The sequence below is a fragment of the Asticcacaulis sp. MM231 genome (assembly GCF_964186625.1).
Classification (GTDB): Bacteria; Pseudomonadota; Alphaproteobacteria; order Caulobacterales; family Caulobacteraceae; genus Asticcacaulis.
In genome coordinates this window covers 192,536-210,709 of the sequence record NZ_OZ075110.1, presented here as the reverse complement: position 1 = coordinate 210,709, position 18,174 = coordinate 192,536, and the positions used below count along the sequence as shown (strand labels likewise).

The window sequence follows — 18,174 nt, the reverse complement described above, 5'->3', positions numbered from 1 at the left end:
GTTGCGGGCGTGTTGTGAATTTACCAACCAATCGTGAGAAAGGTGACAGCGCGATGGCGTTAGTGGGCTATGGCTCAAAGCGCTTCATGATCTTGATAAATAAAAATAGTCTTGTAAACAGTGGCTTGCTGAATTTTTGAGCCGTCAGTCGCGGTTTGTAGTGGCCGGTTAGATTGGGTGACCAATTGACGTTGGCGTTGAAACATGGTCCATTGAGGCCCAGCGGGTTCCGGTTTTAAGAGAGCCTTTTACATAAGAGGATACGCACGTGCATCGGTCTCAGGTCTTGCCCCTCGTGGCGTTATGCGCGGTCGCGCTCAACAGTACGGCGCTGGCGGATCCCGCCCGATCGTCCGCACCCCAGCCGGGGCTGTCCGCGGCGGTCGATCCTTTTATCGGCGTAGATGGTGGTTCAACCGTCGGCGGCAACACGGTGCCCGGCGCGCAAATCCCTTTCGGCTTCGTCACCTTCAGCCCGGACAGCACCCGGGGTGACACCCACGGATATGACTCCGCCAGCCCCATTATGGGCCTGAGTTTGACCCATGTCAGTGGCACCGGCGGCGATGGTCAGTATGGCAATTTCCGCTTGTCGCCGACCGTGGGGCCGCTGCGCGCCAATCATCTGGTCTTTGCCAAGAGCCAGGAGACGGCCAGGCCCGGCTATTACAGTGTTGTTTTGGGGAATGCGCCAGACGAAGCCATCAAGACCGAAGTGACGGCCACCCGCATGGTCGGCTTTATGCGCCTGACCTTCCCGCAGGCCGCGGGTGCGCGCGCGTCTATGCCGGGCAATGTCATTCTGAATGTCAGTTCCATTGTTGAAATGGGCGGCAAGGGCCAGCGTGCAACCGCCTCCCATGTCGATATTCTTGACGACCACACCCTGTCCGGCTGGGCCAGTTTTGAAGGTGCCTGGAACCCGACACCTTACAAGATTTATTTTTATGCCGTCTTTGACAGGCCGGCTCAGGAGGTGGGTGCCTGGCGCGCCAGTCAGGGGGCCTTTGAAGCGCATCCCGGCACCGGCAGCCTGGACGGCCTGCCGCAAAGCCTGAATCTGGCTCATAAGCAAAGCGTCATGGTCGATTACGATGTCGATCAGGCCTTTGCCCACAAGGTGGGGGGCTATGCGCGGTTTGATATTGCCAGGCAACCCGTCGTCCAGGTGAAGGTGGCGGTGTCTTTTATCAGCGCGGAAAAGGCGAAGGCGCATCTGGCCGCGGAGGCGCCGGATTGGGATTTTGACGCCGTGCGCCTGCGTGGTCAGGGGCTTTGGGACCAGGCGCTGTCAAAAATCACCGTGGATGGCGGCACGGAGGCGCAAAGACGCATCTTCTATACGGCGCTGTATCACAGTGAGACCATGCCTCACGATGTGAGCGGCGACAACGCCTGGTGGGAGTCGGCAGAGCCGCATTACGAAGACTTCTACACGCTGTGGGACACCTTCCGGACCCTGCATCCCTTGCTGACTCTTATAGAGCCCCAAAGGCAGCGTGACATGATACGCTCCTTGCTTGACACCTATAAGCATACCGGCTGGCTGCCCGATGCGCGCATAGCCGGTGCCAATGGCATGACCCAGGGCGGATCGAACGGCGATGTGGTTGTGGCGGATGCTATCGTCAAGGATCTGGGTGGCTTTGACTATGATCTGGCCTATGCCGCGCTGAAGACCGATGGGGAGATCGAATCCGATAAGCCGCTGCTTCAGGGACGGGTTCTAAAGGACTATCTCAAGCTCGGCTATGTGTCCTTAAGCCAGCCACGCTCGGCCTCGCGTACCCTTGAATATGCCTATAACGACTATGCCATAGCCGAGGTGGCGAGCAAGCTTGGCAAGCACGACGATGCTGCGCGTTATCTGGCGCGTTCGCAAGGCTGGGAAAAACTGTGGGACGACAAACTCGGCTGCATCCGCCCGCGCTACGCCAATGGCGAGGGCCTTGAGAACTATAGCTGCACCTACGACTATCCTGACAAGTCTACGCCCTGGTGGGAGGCGCCCTATTATGAGGGCAGTGGCCAGCAGTACTCAACCTATGTGCCGCACGATGTCTCCGGGCTGATCAGCAAGGTGGGGGGGACGGAAGCCTTTACCGGCTGGCTGGATCGCCTGTTCGATACGGGTCACTATTCACAAGGTAACGAGCCGGATATCCTGGCGCCTTATCTGTATATTCACGCCGGTCGACCGGACCGGACCGCAAAACGCGTCCGCCAGATCATGGCGGATAACTACAGTCTGAAACGTACAGGCCTGCCCGGGAATGATGACGCCGGGGCCATGTCGTCATGGTTTGTCTGGAACGCCATCGGCTTGTATCCCAATGCCGGACAACCCTTTTACTATATTGGCTCACCCCTCTTTAACGCCAGCCGGATCGCTCTCGAAGGCGGCAAGAGCTTCACCATCCGCGCCCATAACACGTCTGCCGACAACCTATATGTGGTCGCCGCCCGCCTGAACGGCAAGTCGCTGGACCGCGCCTGGCTCACCCATGAGGAGATTGTCTCCGGTGGCGTGCTTGACCTCGATATGGCGCCTGTGCCCGGTACATGGGCAAAGGCTTTTACCAGCCCCCCAAGCGTCATAAGCCTCAAATGACCCCCTCCCGCATCCTGACCTTCGCACTCCTTTTCGCATGCCTGGCCGTTGTCACCCCCTGCTCAACAGCCTCCGCACAGGAGAATGGCTTCACGCTGGAAAGGGTGGTCATCCTGATGCGCCATGGCATAAAGCGGCCGAATAATGACCCGCCACTGCCGAAGCGTTTCACCGATCAGGCCTGGCCGGTCTGGCGCGTGCCGCCCGCAGGCCTGACGCCTCATGGCGAGCAGGCCATCGCGCGCATAGCCGACTTCGATCGTTTGACTTATGCGGGCTTACTGGGTTCGGATTGCCCGCCGGCGGGCGCCGTACGCGTTATTGCGGATACGGATCAGCGCACGATAAGGACGGCTGAGATCTATGCCAGCACGGCGTTTAAAGGCTGTGATGTACGGGTGGAGCATGCCGGCGAAGGCCATACCGATGCGCATTTTTCACCGTTTAATGAGGATGTCGCCTCGCCGCCTCTCGATCGTAAGGCCTTGATGGATGAGGCCCTGACCTCGGGCGACATGGCCGCTATCGATAGAGCGCATCACGCCGATTACGCGCTTTTGAGTGAGGTTTTGAACCTTAAAAGCCTGCCGGGGTGTCAGATCGATAAGGTGTGCAGCCTGAGCGATATGCCCTCGGTTCTTGACGTCAGTGGTCGGGATCCAAAGGTAAGCGGCGCTTTGAAGATAGGCTCCAGCCTGTCGCAAATTCTTATGCTGGAATATGCCAATGGCTTCCCCATGAATGAGGTGGGCTGGGGCAAGGTGAGCGAAAGGCAAATTACCGCCTTGTCGGCCCTCCATGCCGAAGAATTCCGGCTGATGGCCCGTCCGAAGGCCGTGGCGACCTATGCGTCTGGCGGGCTTTTGAAAGACATTGCGGCGGCCCTGTTTGATCCGGATGCCAGTCCTTATACGCTTCTGGTCGGTCATGATGGCAATATCGCCTATGTGGGCGGTGCCTTGGGGCTGCATTGGCAGGCTCAGGGCTTTGCCGCCGACGATCCCCCGCCCGGTGGCGCGCTGATCTTTGAACTCTGGCGTGATGGCGCAGGAGAGGCCTTTGTGCGTGTACGATTCCGCGCGTCATCGCTTGAGGGTATGCGGAACCTCACCCCCCTGGAACGAGAGGCTTCCACCCGCATCCCCATGCCTTTATGCGACGTAAAGGCCGAGTGCAGAGCGGCTGCATTCCAGGCCCTTATCCCTTAGAGGACGGGCCCGACTTAAATCCCGGAGCCGGGTAAGTCCCATATTTGCTTGGGCGAGGCCGCGAGGCTGCGATCACTGCCGGGATGCAGGTCGAGGACAATGACCTCGTTCTCTCCTGCTTTGAGCCAACTGGCGGGCACGAACAAAGCCTGCTGCGGGCCAACCGACCAGTAACGGCCCAGATTGTGTCCGTTGATCCAGACGTGACCCTTGCCCCAGCCGCGCATATCGAGGAAGGTATAACCGACCTCCGTCAGGCTAAAGTGCGCGCGATAGAAGGCAGGTCCGTCTGTCGGGGCAGCGGTAAAGCGTAAGGCGGCAAGCGTGTCGAGCGGAAGGCGAAAGTGCTCCCAGTCGGTCAGGGGCGCGTCACCGAGCCTGGCCTGGCCAATCAGGCCTTTCTGGTCCTTACCGATATTCTTACCGTAGTTACAATGCCCCATTGTATCGACCAGAATGTCGAGCATATCCCCTGAGCGGGCGGCAACATTAAGGCCTGTCTCATTATAGCGTCTGTCGAGAGCCCCCAGCGCCTTATCGTTTATTTTGACGAGGGCATAGTCACGCACATCCTCAAAGTGAAGCTGGCCGTTCGCATCGTTCTTGAGGGTATGGCGATAGAGGACAAGGCCATTGTTTTGGCCAAGGGCTTCGAGCGTCTGCGGGGTGGCGGCTTTTATGGACGATGGCAGAAGCTGATCCAGGGACGCGCTTTCCTTCAGGCGGAAGCGCGGCAGGCTGATCGCCTTTTCCGCCGCCGGCATCGGGGCGAAGGTGTCGGCGGGCAGGTAGGCTTTGAACAAGGCCTGAACCGCCATATATTTCGGCGTCGGACGACCGGCTTCGTCGAGCAGGGCGTCATAGTCGTAGCTGGAAATTTGCGGCTGATAGCCATCCTTGTTCCAGTTGGCGCCTGCGGTAAAGCCAAAGGACGTGCCGCCGTGGAGCATGTAGAAGCTGATGGCGTATTTGTTTTCCAGCATCCATTTCAGGCTGTCGATGAGCGGCTGCGTCGGCATGGTTTCATGGATCCGGCCGAAGGAATCAAACCATCCGCCCCACAGCTCGGAGCACATGTAAGGGCCTGTGGGTCTCACCTTGGCGCGATCGACAAATTCCTTTTCCGCCTTGGCCATGGTGCCGAAATTGATCCCGCCGACCAAGCCGGGAATGGAACCATTGGCGAAATATTCGGACGGATCGGCGGTATAGAGCAGGCCGGAGAAGCCGGCCGCGCGCAAGGCCTTCATCTGCTGTTGCAGATAAACCTGATCCTTGCCAAAGGCGCCGTATTCGTTTTCCACCTGGGTCATGATAATCGGCCCGCCCTTGTCAATCAGCAGGGGGCTGAGTTCCTTACCCAGCCGTTTGAGCCAGGCCTCCACCGGCTTGAAATAGCGGGGATCTGTCGAGCGCGGCTGAATATCCGGTGTCGGCAACAGCCAGGCCGGGAAACCGCCGCCATCCCATTCCGCGCAAACATAGGGGCCAGGACGCAGGTTGACCCACAGTCCCTCTTCCTGGGCCATGCGGATATAGGCGGCGATATCCAGATTGTCGGCGAAATCGAAATGGCCGGGTTTTGGCTCATGCGCATTCCAGAAGACATAGGTGGTCAGGGTGTTGAGGCCCATGGCCTTCAGCTTTTGCATACGATCGCGCCAGCAGGCTCTTGGGATGCGCGGATAGTGCATTTCTCCGGCCAGGATCTGGAAGGGCTTGCCATCCAGCAGGAAGTGCGCGTCATCCGACGTGAACCGTGCGTTCGCCGCCTGGGCCGGCGACAGGGGCGCAAGGCCACCGGCGGCGAGAACAGCGGTTGTACCTGTGAGGAATGAGCGTCTCGTTGTCATAAGATAGTCCATAATGGCGAAGGCGCGGTCGTTTGAACCGCAGGATGGCGGGAGGCTATGCTGGTGATTTTGTAATACAATTGATGGGCCAGGCAAGTTCTAAAGGCGCCCCATCTTGACGGGATCGATAATCCAGCGCACGGGGTGTACACAACGTTCGCTGCGCCCTTCAAATTGGCAATATAACTATATGAAAAATAACTCTTTTTTCTACATACAGAAACGCGTAAAGAAATAATAGGTCGACAAATTACTTCATAACAAAAAAGTGATTTATAAATTTTTGCGCGAACCGTGGCGGCAACTGCTTGTCGTTCCAGAGCGGAACGAGAGGATTATAGCGCGACCTGTAAGAGGGCGCGTTACGCCACTTTCATCCGTATAGCGACGAAATGAAGCATCGGAGACGTCTATATTTCAGCTGCTTAAGAGTTTCGAAGGTCGCAGTGCGAAGCGCTCAGGGACCTGGCTGGAGAGGTACGCGGCGATGTCGTCCGCCGGCATCGGCTTGCCGAACATATAGCCCTGTATCATCCTTGCGCCAACCGACCGCATGACCTTCAGCTCATGTGCGGTTTCAACGCCCTCAATGACATGTTCCATGCCGAGATTTCCGGCCAGTTCAATCATGGATTTGATGATTTTCTTGGCATGGTCGCCCTGCTTCAGCGCCAGAACAAAGGAGCGATCTATCTTGACCGTATGGACCTTGATCTGATTCAGGTAACTGAAGTTCGTGTAGCCAGATCCGAAGTCGTCAAGCGCGATCCGGCAGCCCGTATCGCTGAGACGCGACGTGGCTTTCAGGGCCTGGGCGAAGTCTGTCAACATGGCCGTTTCGGTGATTTCCAACTCTATCCGTTCGGGGCGGACGCCAGAGGCGCGCACGACCTCAAGGATCCTGTCGACCGACTTGGGCGAGAGCAGGTCCCGCGCCGACAGATTGAAAGAAATGCGCAGGTCATCCGGCCACGAGGCGGCGGCTTCGAGCGCTTTGGTCAGCAGGGTTGGCGTGAGGCTGGTGATGAGCCCGGACCGCTCAGCGGCGCGTATAAACACATCGGGTGGGACCTGTCCCAGCTTTTCGCTATGCCACCGTGCGAGCGCCTCGAAGCCAAAAATTCTGTTGTCCTGAAGGTCGTACTGCGGCTGGAAGGCCAGAGTCAGCTCCCGTTCACGATCAATGCCACGAAGGGCCTGTTCAACCGCTTTTGTGGAGCGGATGAGCTCTTCATGACCTCGGTCAAACAGAACGGCGATGCCACGGCTACGCTCCTTGGCTTCATAAAGGGCGTAATCGGACCGTTCAAGGAGCTTCGACGTGTTGCATTCACCTCGGACCCGCTCGGTAAAGCCTATGGAGGCTGACAAGTAGGCGGTTTCATTATTCAGAGTGTACGGTTCGGCCAAGGCCGCACACATGGCGTCTCCAAGGGCGCGCAGACCTGGCTCGTCTAAGCCCGGAATAATGACGGCAAATTCATCGCCGCCCAAGCGCGCCACGGTTGCCTGCTGGCCACAGCGTGCCTTAAGGCGTCTGGAGACTTCGACGAGAACCTGGTCGCCTGAGCTGTGCCCGTAGATATCATTGATGGGCTTGAACCCGTCGAGGTCCACCAGTCCCAGATAGAAGGCGCTGTCCTGGTCCAAATGTTCGTCGAGGGCTTTGAGAAAAGCGCGACGATTGGGCAAGCCTGTGAGGGAGTCGTTGGCGGCGAGCAGCACAGCCTTGTCGCGATTTTGGTCGGAGTTTATTTTCAGTTTGACGGCGCGCAACATGGCTGACCGTGTCACGCGTGACAGGCCGACCGCGACGACGAGGCTGGTGAAGGCGACCCATCCACAGTTTATCATCTGTGCACGGTCAAACCAATAGGTGGCTGCAAGCATGCCCGCGATCGACGCCAGTGAAGTGGTGTAGATTACGCGTGGACGGACGCCGGAGACGGCGAAGGCCGGCACCAGCAGTACCAGGTACATCAGTTTGATCGACTGATATTGCATGACAATGTCGAGAAGCGCGTTGCCAATAAAGGCAAAGCCCACAATGTGTCCGGTCATTTCCAGTCTGACAACAGAAGCCCGCTGACGATTGTAAGCCCAGAAGATAACGCAAAGAATCAGGGTCGCAAGGGAAACACTCGGAATAAGGCCTGGATCACCTGCCACACGATAGAAGACGGTGTTGATCGTGAAATATATGCCGGCGAAAACAAGAAAATAGCACATGCTCGTGCGCATGGTCGTCGCAAAAGCATCGTCAACAAGTTTGCTATTCGGCAGGGCATCTGTAGAAGACGGCTCCGCCCCCGTTAGCCATACACTGAGGTGGCAGTAAAGACGCGAAAACGCCGCGGCTGAAGACATCTTAAGAACCAAATTAACAAGCCTGATGTGTCTAAGTATCACCAATACGTGAAGGCCGAGATAAGGTAATTGGTTAAGTTTTTGATTAACATTTTAAATGCCATGGCGGTATTGCCCCGACTTTTGAAGGTCAAGGCGCAGGGATATCGACGCGTCCTGCACGCAAGGTTCACCTCATGCCAGAGCGTGTCGCTACGGGTAGGACTTGACGCTGAACAAGTGTTTGACGGGCATAGCCAAAGGCCGAACCCACGCCCAGCAAAACCGGGCCTGAGAAGGCTGCATGATCGACAAGGCGGGCAAGGTCATCAAGGGCGCCCGTCCGCATCTGTCCCTCAGGACGGCCAGCATTTTCGATGATGACGACCGGCGTTTGCTTTGAGCGTCCGGCCTTCAGCAGGCTTGATTCGATATGCGCGGCGTTATGGGACGACATATAGAAAACCAGTGAGGCCATCGGGTCGTTGAGGCTCTCATGGCGCAGGTCGATGGCGCCATCCTTGGTGCGGCCGGTCAGGAAGGTGACTGAGCGTGCCTCGCCGCGATGGGTGAGGGGGAATGAAAACTGTGCGGCGGCGGCGGACGCGGCGGTGACGCCCGGCAAGGTCTTGTGGTCGATGCCGTGCTGTTCGAGATAGAGGCGTTCTTCCTCGACGCGACCGAAGACAGACGGATCGCCACCTTTCAGCCGCACCACCTGCAGCCCCTTTTGGGCCAGCCTGACCATCAGGGCATTGGTCTTGTCCTGCGAGACGCTGAGCCGATCGCCGCGCTTGCCGACGCAGATCTTGACGCATCTTTGCGGCGCCAGACTGAGGATATCTTCGGAGACGAGCGCGTCATACAGCAGGGCCTGCGCCGTTTGCAGCGCCTTTAGCGCACCGAGCGTCACATGATCAATGTCGCCGGGACCGGCCCCCACCAAAGAGACAAAACCGTTATGCGGCATCGGCGGTTTCCTTTTTTGCGTATGTCAACAGGCATTGTTTGAGTTCGCCCTTGCACGATCCGCAGGACGTGCCGGCGGTTGTCGCTTCGCCGATGGCCTCCACGGTGAGCGCGCCTTCGGCGATGGCGGCGTTGATGGTCTTTTCGCCGACACTGCGACAGGCACAGATGATCCGGCCCTTATCCTGCACGCCGGGCAGGCGGCCGATCAGCAGGGCGGCGCGGTCTTTTGAATCAAGGACAAGATCGCCGAAGCGCTCCAGCAGCCAGTCGCGCGGCGGCAGGCGTTTATCAATGGGCGCGATGAAAAGAGCACGGGTCAGGCGACCCTCCTCGATACGGACGCGGCGGGTCAGGCCGGTGGTCACATCGTCCAAACTTTGGGTCATCTCGATCGCCGATATGTCCATCGGGGCTACGCCGGAGATTTCGAAACAATCGGCATAGGCGTGGCTGGAGCGCCGCCAGACGGCATCTCCGAATTCAGGCAGTTCCCCATCGAAATCGCGTGGCGTCATGAAAAAGCCGTGCCAGACTTCGTTATAGGCCGCCACGCCTGCCGGCGTGTGCTTGAATTCCGGCTGGCCGGACAGGGCATCGACCGCCGGATTGACCATCTGGTTTGAGCGCCCAAAAGGGGCAAACTGCTTCGTCCAGTGCATCGGCACGCAAAGATTGCCTTCGCGCACATCGTCGGTGACGCGGGCTTTCAGGATGGCTTCGCCATAGGCCGTGGTGATAATGGCCAGACGGCCATCTCTGATGCCGAGGCGTTTGGCGTCCTTCGGATGGATATCAAGCCGGGGTTCGCTGATGTGACGGTTCAGCTCCGGCGCCAGAGCCGTGCGGGTCAGGGTATGCCAATGATCGCGGACACGGGCGCTATTGAGGCTGAAAGGGAAGTCTGGCGACGTCGCATTTGCAGGGCCGGTGGCCTTGGGCGCGATCAGGCGGGCGCGACCGTTGGGCGTGGCGAAACGGCCATTAGCGAACAGACGATGTGTGCTGCCAGCCTTGGTGACAGGCCAGCGGGTGGGCGTCAGGGCGTTGTAATCGTCACGGCATAAATCCTTGAGTCCGCTTAGGTTCAGGAAACGCTGTCCCTTTTCAGAGTGCCCGGTGTTTTCAAAAGCGGTCAGGCCGGCGTGCTCGGCAAAGACGTCATGTGGCCCTTTCCAGGAGAAGGCGGCGTCCCAGCTGCTGTTCATGCGACGGGCGACGTCGGCGATGATGGACCAATCCGGGCGCACACTGCCGGGCAGGGCGGTCATGCGGCGCTGGCGCGAGATGACCCGTTCGGAATTGGTGACCGTGCCGTCCTTTTCGCCCCAGGCGGCGGCGGGAAGCTGGATATGCGCCATGTTCATGGTGTCGGTACGCGCCATGACATCGGAGACCACGACCAGTTCGCACCTGGACAGCGCCTCGTGGATCTTGTTGGTGTCCGGCATGGAGACCATGGGATTGGTGGCCATGATCCAGATGGCCTTGATCTTGCCCTGACGGACCGCCTCGAACATATCGACCGCCTTTAGGCCAGGCTTCGGTGCGATGGTGGGGGACTCCCAATAGCGTTGTACCAGTGCCTTTGAGGCGTCATCGAAATCCATATGCGCGGCCAGCATATTGGCCAGTCCGCCGACCTCGCGGCCACCCATGGCGTTAGGCTGGCCGGTGATCGAAAAGGGCGCGGCGCCCGGCTTGCCGATCTTGCCGGACAGCAGATGGGCATTGATCAGGGCCAGTCCCTTGTGAACGCCCTGGCTCGATTGGTTGGAGCCCATCGAGAACAGGCTGACCGTCTTTTCAGTATGCAGGAAGGCGTCGTAAAAGGTTTTGAGATCAGCCGGCGAGATGCCGCAATCTTGGGCGATGGCGTCCAGGCTCTGATCGTCTTCGCAAAGCGCAGCCATCAGGCGCGAATAGCCTTGCGTATGCTGGTCGATGAAGTCGTGATCGAGCGCATCCCGCGCGATCAGGTGGGCGCACAGGCCATTCCACAGCCGCACATCGGTCTGCGGCTTGATCATCAGGTGCAGGTCACAGGCTTTGGCGGTATCGGTACGTCTGGGGTCGATGCAGATACGCATCTGGCCTTCTCTGGCCTCGACGCGACGATAGAGCACCGGATGCGTCCAGGCAGCGTTATGGCCGGAAAAGACCAGTAAATCAGCCAGTTCGAGGTCTTCGTAGGTGCCGGGCACGAGGTCGGCGCCAAAGGCCTGCTTGTGGGCCGCCACGGCAGATGACATGCACAAACGCGAGTTCGTGTCGATATTGGCGGTGCCGATATAGCCCTTGGCCAGCTTGTTGACGGCGTAATAGTCTTCGGTCAGCAATTGTCCGGAGACATAGAAGGCCACCGCGTCGGGGCCGTGTTCATCGATGATGGCGTTGAAGGTGTGTGCCACCGTGTCGAGCGCTTCATCCCATGTGACGGCTTCTAACTGGCCATCTTGACGCATTTTCGGCTCAAGCAGTCGCCCCTCGAGCCCGAAGGTATTGCCAAGCGCCGTGCCTTTCGAGCACAGACGGCCGAGGTTGGCGGGATGATGTTCATCGCCCTTGACCGTGAGCAGACGGCCACCGTTCAGGACCGCCTTCACACCGCAGCCAACCCCGCAATAGGGGCAGGTTGTTTTCGTCGTAATGGTGGCGGCGGACTCGAACATTTATCAATCCAGTGGCGGTTGGTCTTAGTTCCCCTCGCCCCGCTTACGGGGAGAGGGATTAGAAATTCAGGCCGAGTAAAATGCGACCCTCTTCGATTTTCAGCGGCACGGTCGGGGTACAGCCCTTGCCGGCGTCGGCGCCCAAGGCCTCACCTGACTCCAGCGAGATCGACCAATTGTGCAGCGGGCAAGCGATGGCGCGGCCGTGGACGATGCCTTCGGATAAGGGTCCACCTTTGTGCGGACACTTGTCGAAGACGGCGTAGTATTCGTCGGCGACGGTGCGGAAGACCGCGATGGCGCCCAAGCCGGTCTCGACGCGGCGGGCGCTTTGCGGCGCGACCTCGATCGCCGCGCCGACATCCGTCCAGTTGATCATGACATTTAAGTTTACTGGGGCATTCATTCGGCCGGCACTCCATTTTGCTCTACCGCTTCGCTGCTAGAGAGCGATTGAATGGCGCCGTCGCGCAAATCGGCAAGCGGTGAAAAGACCTTGGCAGGCTCGGATTTCGGCGCGTGTTCGGCCCATGGATCGACCTGATAAACGGCCTGGCTTTCAAGGAAGCGGGCGACGAGAGCGGCGCGCATTTCCGGTTCGGCCAGGCGATCTTTGACGAATTGCAGGCCAACGCGCTCAATCCACGGCGCGGTACGTTCCAGGTACCAGGCGTCCTCACGGTAAAGCTGGACGAACGCCATCGACCATTCGATCGAACTCGCTCTCTGTGGCGACCTTGGTCAGCAGATCGGTGCCGCGCAGGTGGATACCGGCATTACCGCCGACGTGCAGTTCATAGCCGCTATCGACGCAGATGACGCCGAAGTCCTTGATCGTGGCTTCCGCGCAGTTACGCGGACAGCCCGAAACGGCCATCTTGAACTTGTGCGGCATATAGCTGCCCCAGGTTGCCTGTTCGAGCTTGACGCCAAGGCCGGTCGAATCCTGCGTGCCGAAGCGACACCATTGCGACCCGACGCAGGTCTTCACCGTGCGTAGTGCCTTGGCGTAGGCGTGGCCGGACACCATGCCGGCGGCATTGAGATCGGCCCAGACGGCGGGCAGGTCCTGTTTCTTGACGCCGAAGAGGTCGAGCCGCTGGCCGCCGGTGACCTTCACCATCGGCACCTTGAACTTATCGACGACATCGGCGATGGCGCGCAGTTCCTTGGCCGAGGTGAGCCCGCCCCACATGCGCGGAACGACGCTGTAGGTGCCGTCTTTCTGGATGTTGGCGTGGTTGCGTTCATTGACGAAGCGCGAGCGCGGATCATCCTTATAATCGCGCGGCCAGGCGCACAGCAGATAGTAGTTCAGCGCCGGACGACACGACGAACAGCCGTCGGGTGTGGTCCATTTCAGCGCCTGCATCACATCGGGCAGGGTCTTGATATTCTGCTCCATAATGGCCGCGCGGACATGTTGGTGGCCATGCTCGGTGCATGTGCACATCGGCTTCGGGCCGGTCTGTGCCTTAAACGCATCGCCCAAGGTGACTTTCAGCAGGCTCTCGACAAGGCCGGTGCACGAGCCGCATGAGGCCGAGGCCTTGGTGCAACCGCGGACCTTGTCGAGGCTGTCCGCGCCGCCGCAGATGGCTTCCACAACCTGCCCCTTGGATACGCCGTTGCAGCCGCACACTTCCGTGTCGTCGGGCCATGCTGCAACGGCGTCAGAAGGGTCCTGGCCGGCCAGGGCATGCGTTACGGCCTGACCGAAGATCAGGGTGTCGCGGATATCGGCGACATTGGCGCCGGTCTTGATCATGTCGAAATACCAGCCGCCATCGCTGGCTTCCCCGAAGAGGACAGTGCCGACCAGTTGGTCGTCCTTAATGACGATGCGCTTATAGACGCCGCGCGAGGGGTCGCGGAAAACAATGTCCTCACAGCCTTCGCCGCCGCCGAACTGGCCGGCCGAGAAGAGATCGACGCCGGAAACCTTGAGGCGCGTCGCCATTTGCGAGCCGGCATAGGCGCTGTCGATGTTCTTCTCTGTCAGGACATCGGCCAGCGTGCGGCACATTTCCCAGATGGGCGCGACCAGGCCATAACATTGGCCGCGGTGCTGGGCGCATTCGCCGATGGCGAAGATGTCAGGATTGGAGGTGCGCATCTGGTCATCGACCACAATGCCGCGCTCAACCACCAGACCGGACGATTTGGCGGGTTCGACATGCGGGCGGATGCCGACGGCCATGACCAGAAGCGAGGCCGGGATGATGCGGCCGTCTTTCAGCTTCAGGCCCTCGACGTGGGTCTCACCGACGATAGATTCGGACTGGGCGTTGAGCACCGAGATGACGCCGCGATCGAGCAGGGCCTTTTCGAGCAGACGGCCGGCAGCTTCATCAAGCTGGCGTTCCATCAGCACATCGACCAGGTGGATGACGGTCGATGTCATACCGCGCTTGGCCAGGCCATAGGCCGCTTCGAGACCGAGCAGACCGCCGCCGATCACCACGGCTTCACCGCCCTTATTGGCGGCCTGGGTCATGAGATCGACGTCCATCAGATCGCGGAACGCGACGACTCCTTGCAGATCGGCGCCGGGCAGGGGAAGCCGGATCGGATCGGAGCCCATGGCCAGGATCAGCTTGTCGTAATGGAGCGTCTGGCCATCGTGCAGGGTGAGGAACTTGCCGGCGGTCTCAATCGACTGCACCCAGTATCCGAAGTGCGTCTTGACGCCGTTGCTATCGTACCAGGCCTGGGAGTGGGTGACGATCTGATCGAAGGTCTTTTCCCCCGCCAGAACCGGCGAGAGCTGGATACGGTCATAGGTGGCGCAAGGTTCGGCCCCTACGATAGAAATCTCGAACCTCTTGTCATCCCGCTTGAGGATTTCCTCGACGATACGGCCACCGGCCATGCCGGCGCCGATGATGACGATACGCTCTTTGTGTGTGGTCATTACGCAAACCCTTTGAGCAAAAAAAAAGAGCCCCGAACCCTGCCACTCATTGCTGAGTAGCGGGTTCGGGACTCCATTGTCCTGATGGTGCGCTGCAAAAACCGTCATTGGTTTATAAGCGCGAATGTGATTGATCGACGGTGATCAGATCTTTGAGGCTAAGGCAAAAACGAAGATTGTCAACACGGAAAATAACGTTATTTGAAGTTGTGCAGTGCGTTAAATCTTGGCTTCGGTGGCGCCAAAGACGTGCCAGGTGGTGCGCCAGCGTTTCTTGACGTAGGTAAGGCCGGCAAGCGCCACCAGGGCCAGTCCGGCAAAGCCGAGAAGGCCGATCTGATAGCTGCCGGTGGCCTGCTTGGCCAGACCGAGCGATGCGGCGAGATAGAAGCCGCCGATGCCGCCGCACATACCGACAAGGCCGGTCATGACGCCCATCTCATTGCGGAAACGCTGCGGCACAAGCTGGAAGATCGCGCCATTGCCCATACCCATGGCACCCATGCCGAGGATCAGCACACCCATGGCGGTCCAGACGGTTGGCATACCGAAGCTGAGGACAATCAAGGCGAGCGCCGCGACGGTGTACATCACCGAAAGTGTGCGGATGCCACCGATGCGATCGGCGAGCGCGCCGCCTATGGGACGCACCAGCGAACCGGCGAAGACGCAAGCGGCGGTGAAGAAACCGGCGTGGATCGGCTCAATGCCGTATTCGACGTTGAAAAAGATGTTGAGCGAGGACGACAGGCCGACGAAGCCACCAAAGGTGACGCCATAGAAGAACATGAACCACCAGGCGTCGGGCGATTTGAAGATGTTGAGATATTGCGCGCCGGTCTTGGCAGGCGGCTGGTCGGGCGAATCCTTGGCCAGCAACTGGTAGATAATGAAGGTGAGGATCAGCGGAATGGCGACCAGACCGAAGACCGAGGACCAGCCGAACATCTTGGCAAGCGTCGGGGCAAACAAAGAGGCGAAGACCGTACCGGAGTTGCCGGCGCCAGCGATGCCCAGGGCAATGCCTTGATATTTCGGCGGATACCAGCGCGACGCCAGCGGTAAAGCGACGGCGAAAGACGCGCCAGCCATGCCGAGCACGACGCCAAGCGCCAGCACGCTGCCGTAGGAATTGATGTGCATCAGCCAGGCCGTCAGCAGGCCGCTAATGACGATAAGCTGGGCGATGGTGCCGGTTGTCTTGGGGCCGATGCGATCAACCAGAAAGCCGTTGACGAGACGGAGCAGGGCACCGGAGAGGATGGGGACGGCGACCATGAAGCCTTTTTCGGCCGGCGTCAGGCCAAGCGTCTTGGCGATCTGGACGCCGAGCGCGCCCAGCAATACCCAGACCATGAAGCTCATGTCGAAGTAGAGAAACGAGGAGAAGAGGGTGGGGGTATGCCCCGACTTGAGGAAGTCTTTGCTGATCATCGCTTTTTTCCCTTATGGAAAATAAAAAACGCCCCAAAACAGCCCGCCGGGAAACCGGTGCGGAATGTCATGAGACGTCATTGTCTATGATGAGGCCGGACGCACCGTCATTGGCTGTCCGGACCGAAAAATTGCGATCATCTTTGACCGTATAGCTCAAGATTGTTCAGAGATTGGCGTTCGTCAATGTCCGTTTGGATCGTAGGAGGCAAGGTTGCGCCGCGACGGGAATGATGGGTTAAATATATCACAAAACAGGCTTTGACAGCAGGCGTCAGGTCCTATGTCGTCGCTTGCGTGAAAAGGCTTCATGCGGTTTCAAATGCAATCACATTTCCGTGATTAACCGCAGCGAAACACTCCGCCATCGAATAACTCATTGGCAGGCATGACAATATTGTGCGGTTTGGCCGGAATCTCCCAGCCGGCGGCCTGGCCGCCTTCGGTTTTTTCATCGGCCTCCGGACAGTTTAGGCCGAGAGACGCGGCGGCTTCACGCCACAGGTCCGGGCGGTAGACATGGCGCGCCAACTGGTCGAAATCGTGCTCTGGCGTCAACATGCCCCATTTGACAAGCTGGCCCAGGAACCACTTGGCATGGCTAATCCATGGGAAGGTGGCGCGTTCGGGATCGAGGATCAGGCCTGATCCCCCGGCGGCTAGCGCCTGCTCGATCGCTTTCCACGGCGCGTTGACGTACGAGCGCCGGGCCAGGATGCGTATCAGGTCCTCGCTATTGGCCGGATCGCTGGCCCAAAGCGCCGCGCGCAAGAGGGCGCGGGTCAGGCCAATGGTCTCAGCCGGATGGGCTTCGGCCCAGGCGGCGCGCACGCCCAATACCTTTTCAGGCTTGAGCGTCCAGTAATCGGGATCGGAAAAGAGGATTTCGCCCTGACCGTTCAATTGCGCGGTTTGCGGCCAGGGTGAGCCTGAGCAGAAACCGTCGATCACCCCGTCTCTGAGCATATCGGCCATGCGCGAGGGGGGAACCACGATCCACTGCAGTTGCCGTTCGGGATCGAGACCGGCTGAGGCCACCCAGTGCCGCAGGACGAAGTGGTGCGGCGACCAGGTAAACGGCACGGCAAAGACCAGACGACCGAGGCCCTCCTTGCGCCGGCGCTCCACTTCGCGCGCCAGCAGGCGGCCGCTGCCGAGCAGGGTCTTATGCAGGTCGCCAGCGTCTTCGAGGCGGGCTTTCAGTACGGATGACACCACGACCGAATTACCGTTGGCACCCAGAGCCATGGGCGCAATGACGCGCCCCATGGAGGGACCAAGGCCCAGGGCGGCGGCGAACGGCATGGGGGCCAGGATATGGGCGGCGTCTATCAGACCATAGGCCAGCTTATCGCGGATATTTGACCAGTTGGCCTCACGGCTGAGCGTGACGCTTAAGCCTTCGGAGTCATAGAAGCCGAGCGCTTCGGCGACCAGCACCAGGGCAGCATCATTCAGCGGGTTATAAGCGATTTTCAGGTCTGTCATCAGTCTTCACCCGGTCCGTCTTTGGGGGGCGTCAGCAGGCCGCTGACGGCCAGTATATCGGCAGCTACGGCGTGGATCGGTCGCCCCGTGTCCATGGCATGTTTGCGCAGGGCCTTGTAGGCCTCGTCTTCGGAAAGGTTACGCGAACTCATCAAAACGCCCTTGGCGCGATCGATGACCTTGCGCGCCGCCAGATCCGCCTTGGCCTTGTCGAGATCCCGACGCAGGCCCTGGGTAAGGTTAAAGCGCTGGGCGGCGACCGTCAGGATCGACGACATTCGCTTTGGATTATAGCCGTCAACAATATAGGCCGCGACACCGGCCTCCAGCGCCTTGGCCGTCGCATTGTCGTCGGACCGGTCGACGAACATCACCACCGGGCGCGGCACCTGTTCATTGGCGACCTGCAGCGCTTCCAGCATATCGCGGTCAGGGCTTTCGCACGCAATGATGACCATGTCCGGGTCGAAATCGCGCAGCATCCTTAATTCAAAACGAGGGCCTTGCCGGACGATGGTTTCCTGCTCGCCGTGGTCCGAACGGATCCCGTCGGCCACAATGGCCGCGCGCGCTTCGTCAGGATCGATGATGAGGACGTTCATCCGTCGAGCTTAGTCCACTCGCAACTGCGAAGGCAATAGATGTGAGCGGACGCGCAAGGCTTAAGGGCGCGAAAGGA

The 18,174-nt window shown here is 59.5% G+C and carries 10 protein-coding genes and 1 pseudogene; 2 read left to right on the top strand and 9 right to left on the bottom strand.

The window, feature by feature from the left end:
* Positions 1–268: 268 nt before the first annotated feature.
* Together ABQ278_RS20155 and ABQ278_RS20150 are read left to right on the top strand one after the other, a co-directional pair.
* Complete coding sequence (locus ABQ278_RS20155) at positions 269–2,611, top strand: GH92 family glycosyl hydrolase (RefSeq protein WP_349322812.1); 2,343 nt, start codon at positions 269–271, stop codon at positions 2,609–2,611.
* Positions 2,608–3,819 carry a histidine-type phosphatase gene (locus tag ABQ278_RS20150; protein ID WP_349322811.1) on the top strand — a complete coding sequence of 404 codons (1,212 nt, stop codon included), beginning with the start codon at positions 2,608–2,610 and terminating at the stop codon, positions 3,817–3,819. Before ABQ278_RS20155 ends, ABQ278_RS20150 begins: the two co-directional genes overlap by 4 nt.
* A gap of 14 nt (positions 3,820–3,833) precedes the next feature.
* Here ABQ278_RS20150 and ABQ278_RS20145 read toward each other — a convergent pair whose 3' ends face one another.
* From ABQ278_RS20145 to ABQ278_RS20105, 9 genes and pseudogenes are all read right to left on the bottom strand, one after another.
* On the bottom strand, positions 3,834–5,672 hold the full coding sequence (locus ABQ278_RS20145) for a glycoside hydrolase family 35 protein (protein WP_349322810.1): 1,839 nt from the start codon (positions 5,670–5,672) through the stop codon (positions 3,834–3,836).
* A 417-nt stretch (positions 5,673–6,089) separates the two neighbouring features.
* Positions 6,090–8,039, bottom strand: coding sequence for an EAL domain-containing protein (locus ABQ278_RS20140; RefSeq protein WP_349322809.1), 1,950 nt, complete (start codon positions 8,037–8,039; stop codon positions 6,090–6,092).
* Between the two features lie 169 nt (positions 8,040–8,208).
* Positions 8,209–8,988: a uroporphyrinogen-III C-methyltransferase gene (gene cobA, locus ABQ278_RS20135; RefSeq protein WP_349322808.1), complete on the bottom strand. Its 780-nt coding sequence runs from the start codon at positions 8,986–8,988 to the stop codon at positions 8,209–8,211.
* The gene (locus tag ABQ278_RS20130; protein ID WP_349322807.1) at positions 8,978–11,659 is read right to left on the bottom strand and encodes a molybdopterin-dependent oxidoreductase; all 2,682 of its coding nucleotides are present in this window, start codon (positions 11,657–11,659) and stop codon (positions 8,978–8,980) included. Before ABQ278_RS20130 ends, cobA begins: the two co-directional genes overlap by 11 nt.
* A gap of 58 nt (positions 11,660–11,717) precedes the next feature.
* Complete coding sequence (gene nirD / locus ABQ278_RS20125; RefSeq protein WP_349322806.1) at positions 11,718–12,065, bottom strand: nitrite reductase small subunit NirD; 348 nt, start codon at positions 12,063–12,065, stop codon at positions 11,718–11,720.
* Positions 12,062–14,573 (bottom strand): annotated as a pseudogene (gene nirB, locus ABQ278_RS20120) (nitrite reductase large subunit NirB). Before nirB ends, nirD begins: the two are co-directional and overlap by 4 nt.
* Before the next feature lie 219 nt (positions 14,574–14,792).
* Positions 14,793–16,007 (bottom strand): nitrate/nitrite transporter, encoded by a 1,215-nt coding sequence (locus tag ABQ278_RS20115; protein ID WP_349322805.1) that lies wholly within the window; start codon positions 16,005–16,007, stop codon positions 14,793–14,795.
* 342 nt (positions 16,008–16,349) lie between these two features.
* The gene (locus ABQ278_RS20110; RefSeq protein WP_349322804.1) at positions 16,350–17,495 is read right to left on the bottom strand and encodes an ABC transporter substrate-binding protein; all 1,146 of its coding nucleotides are present in this window, start codon (positions 17,493–17,495) and stop codon (positions 16,350–16,352) included.
* Positions 17,495–18,097 (bottom strand): ANTAR domain-containing protein, encoded by a 603-nt coding sequence (locus ABQ278_RS20105; RefSeq protein WP_349322803.1) that lies wholly within the window; start codon positions 18,095–18,097, stop codon positions 17,495–17,497. Before ABQ278_RS20105 ends, ABQ278_RS20110 begins: the two co-directional genes overlap by 1 nt.
* Positions 18,098–18,174 lie beyond the last annotated feature (77 nt).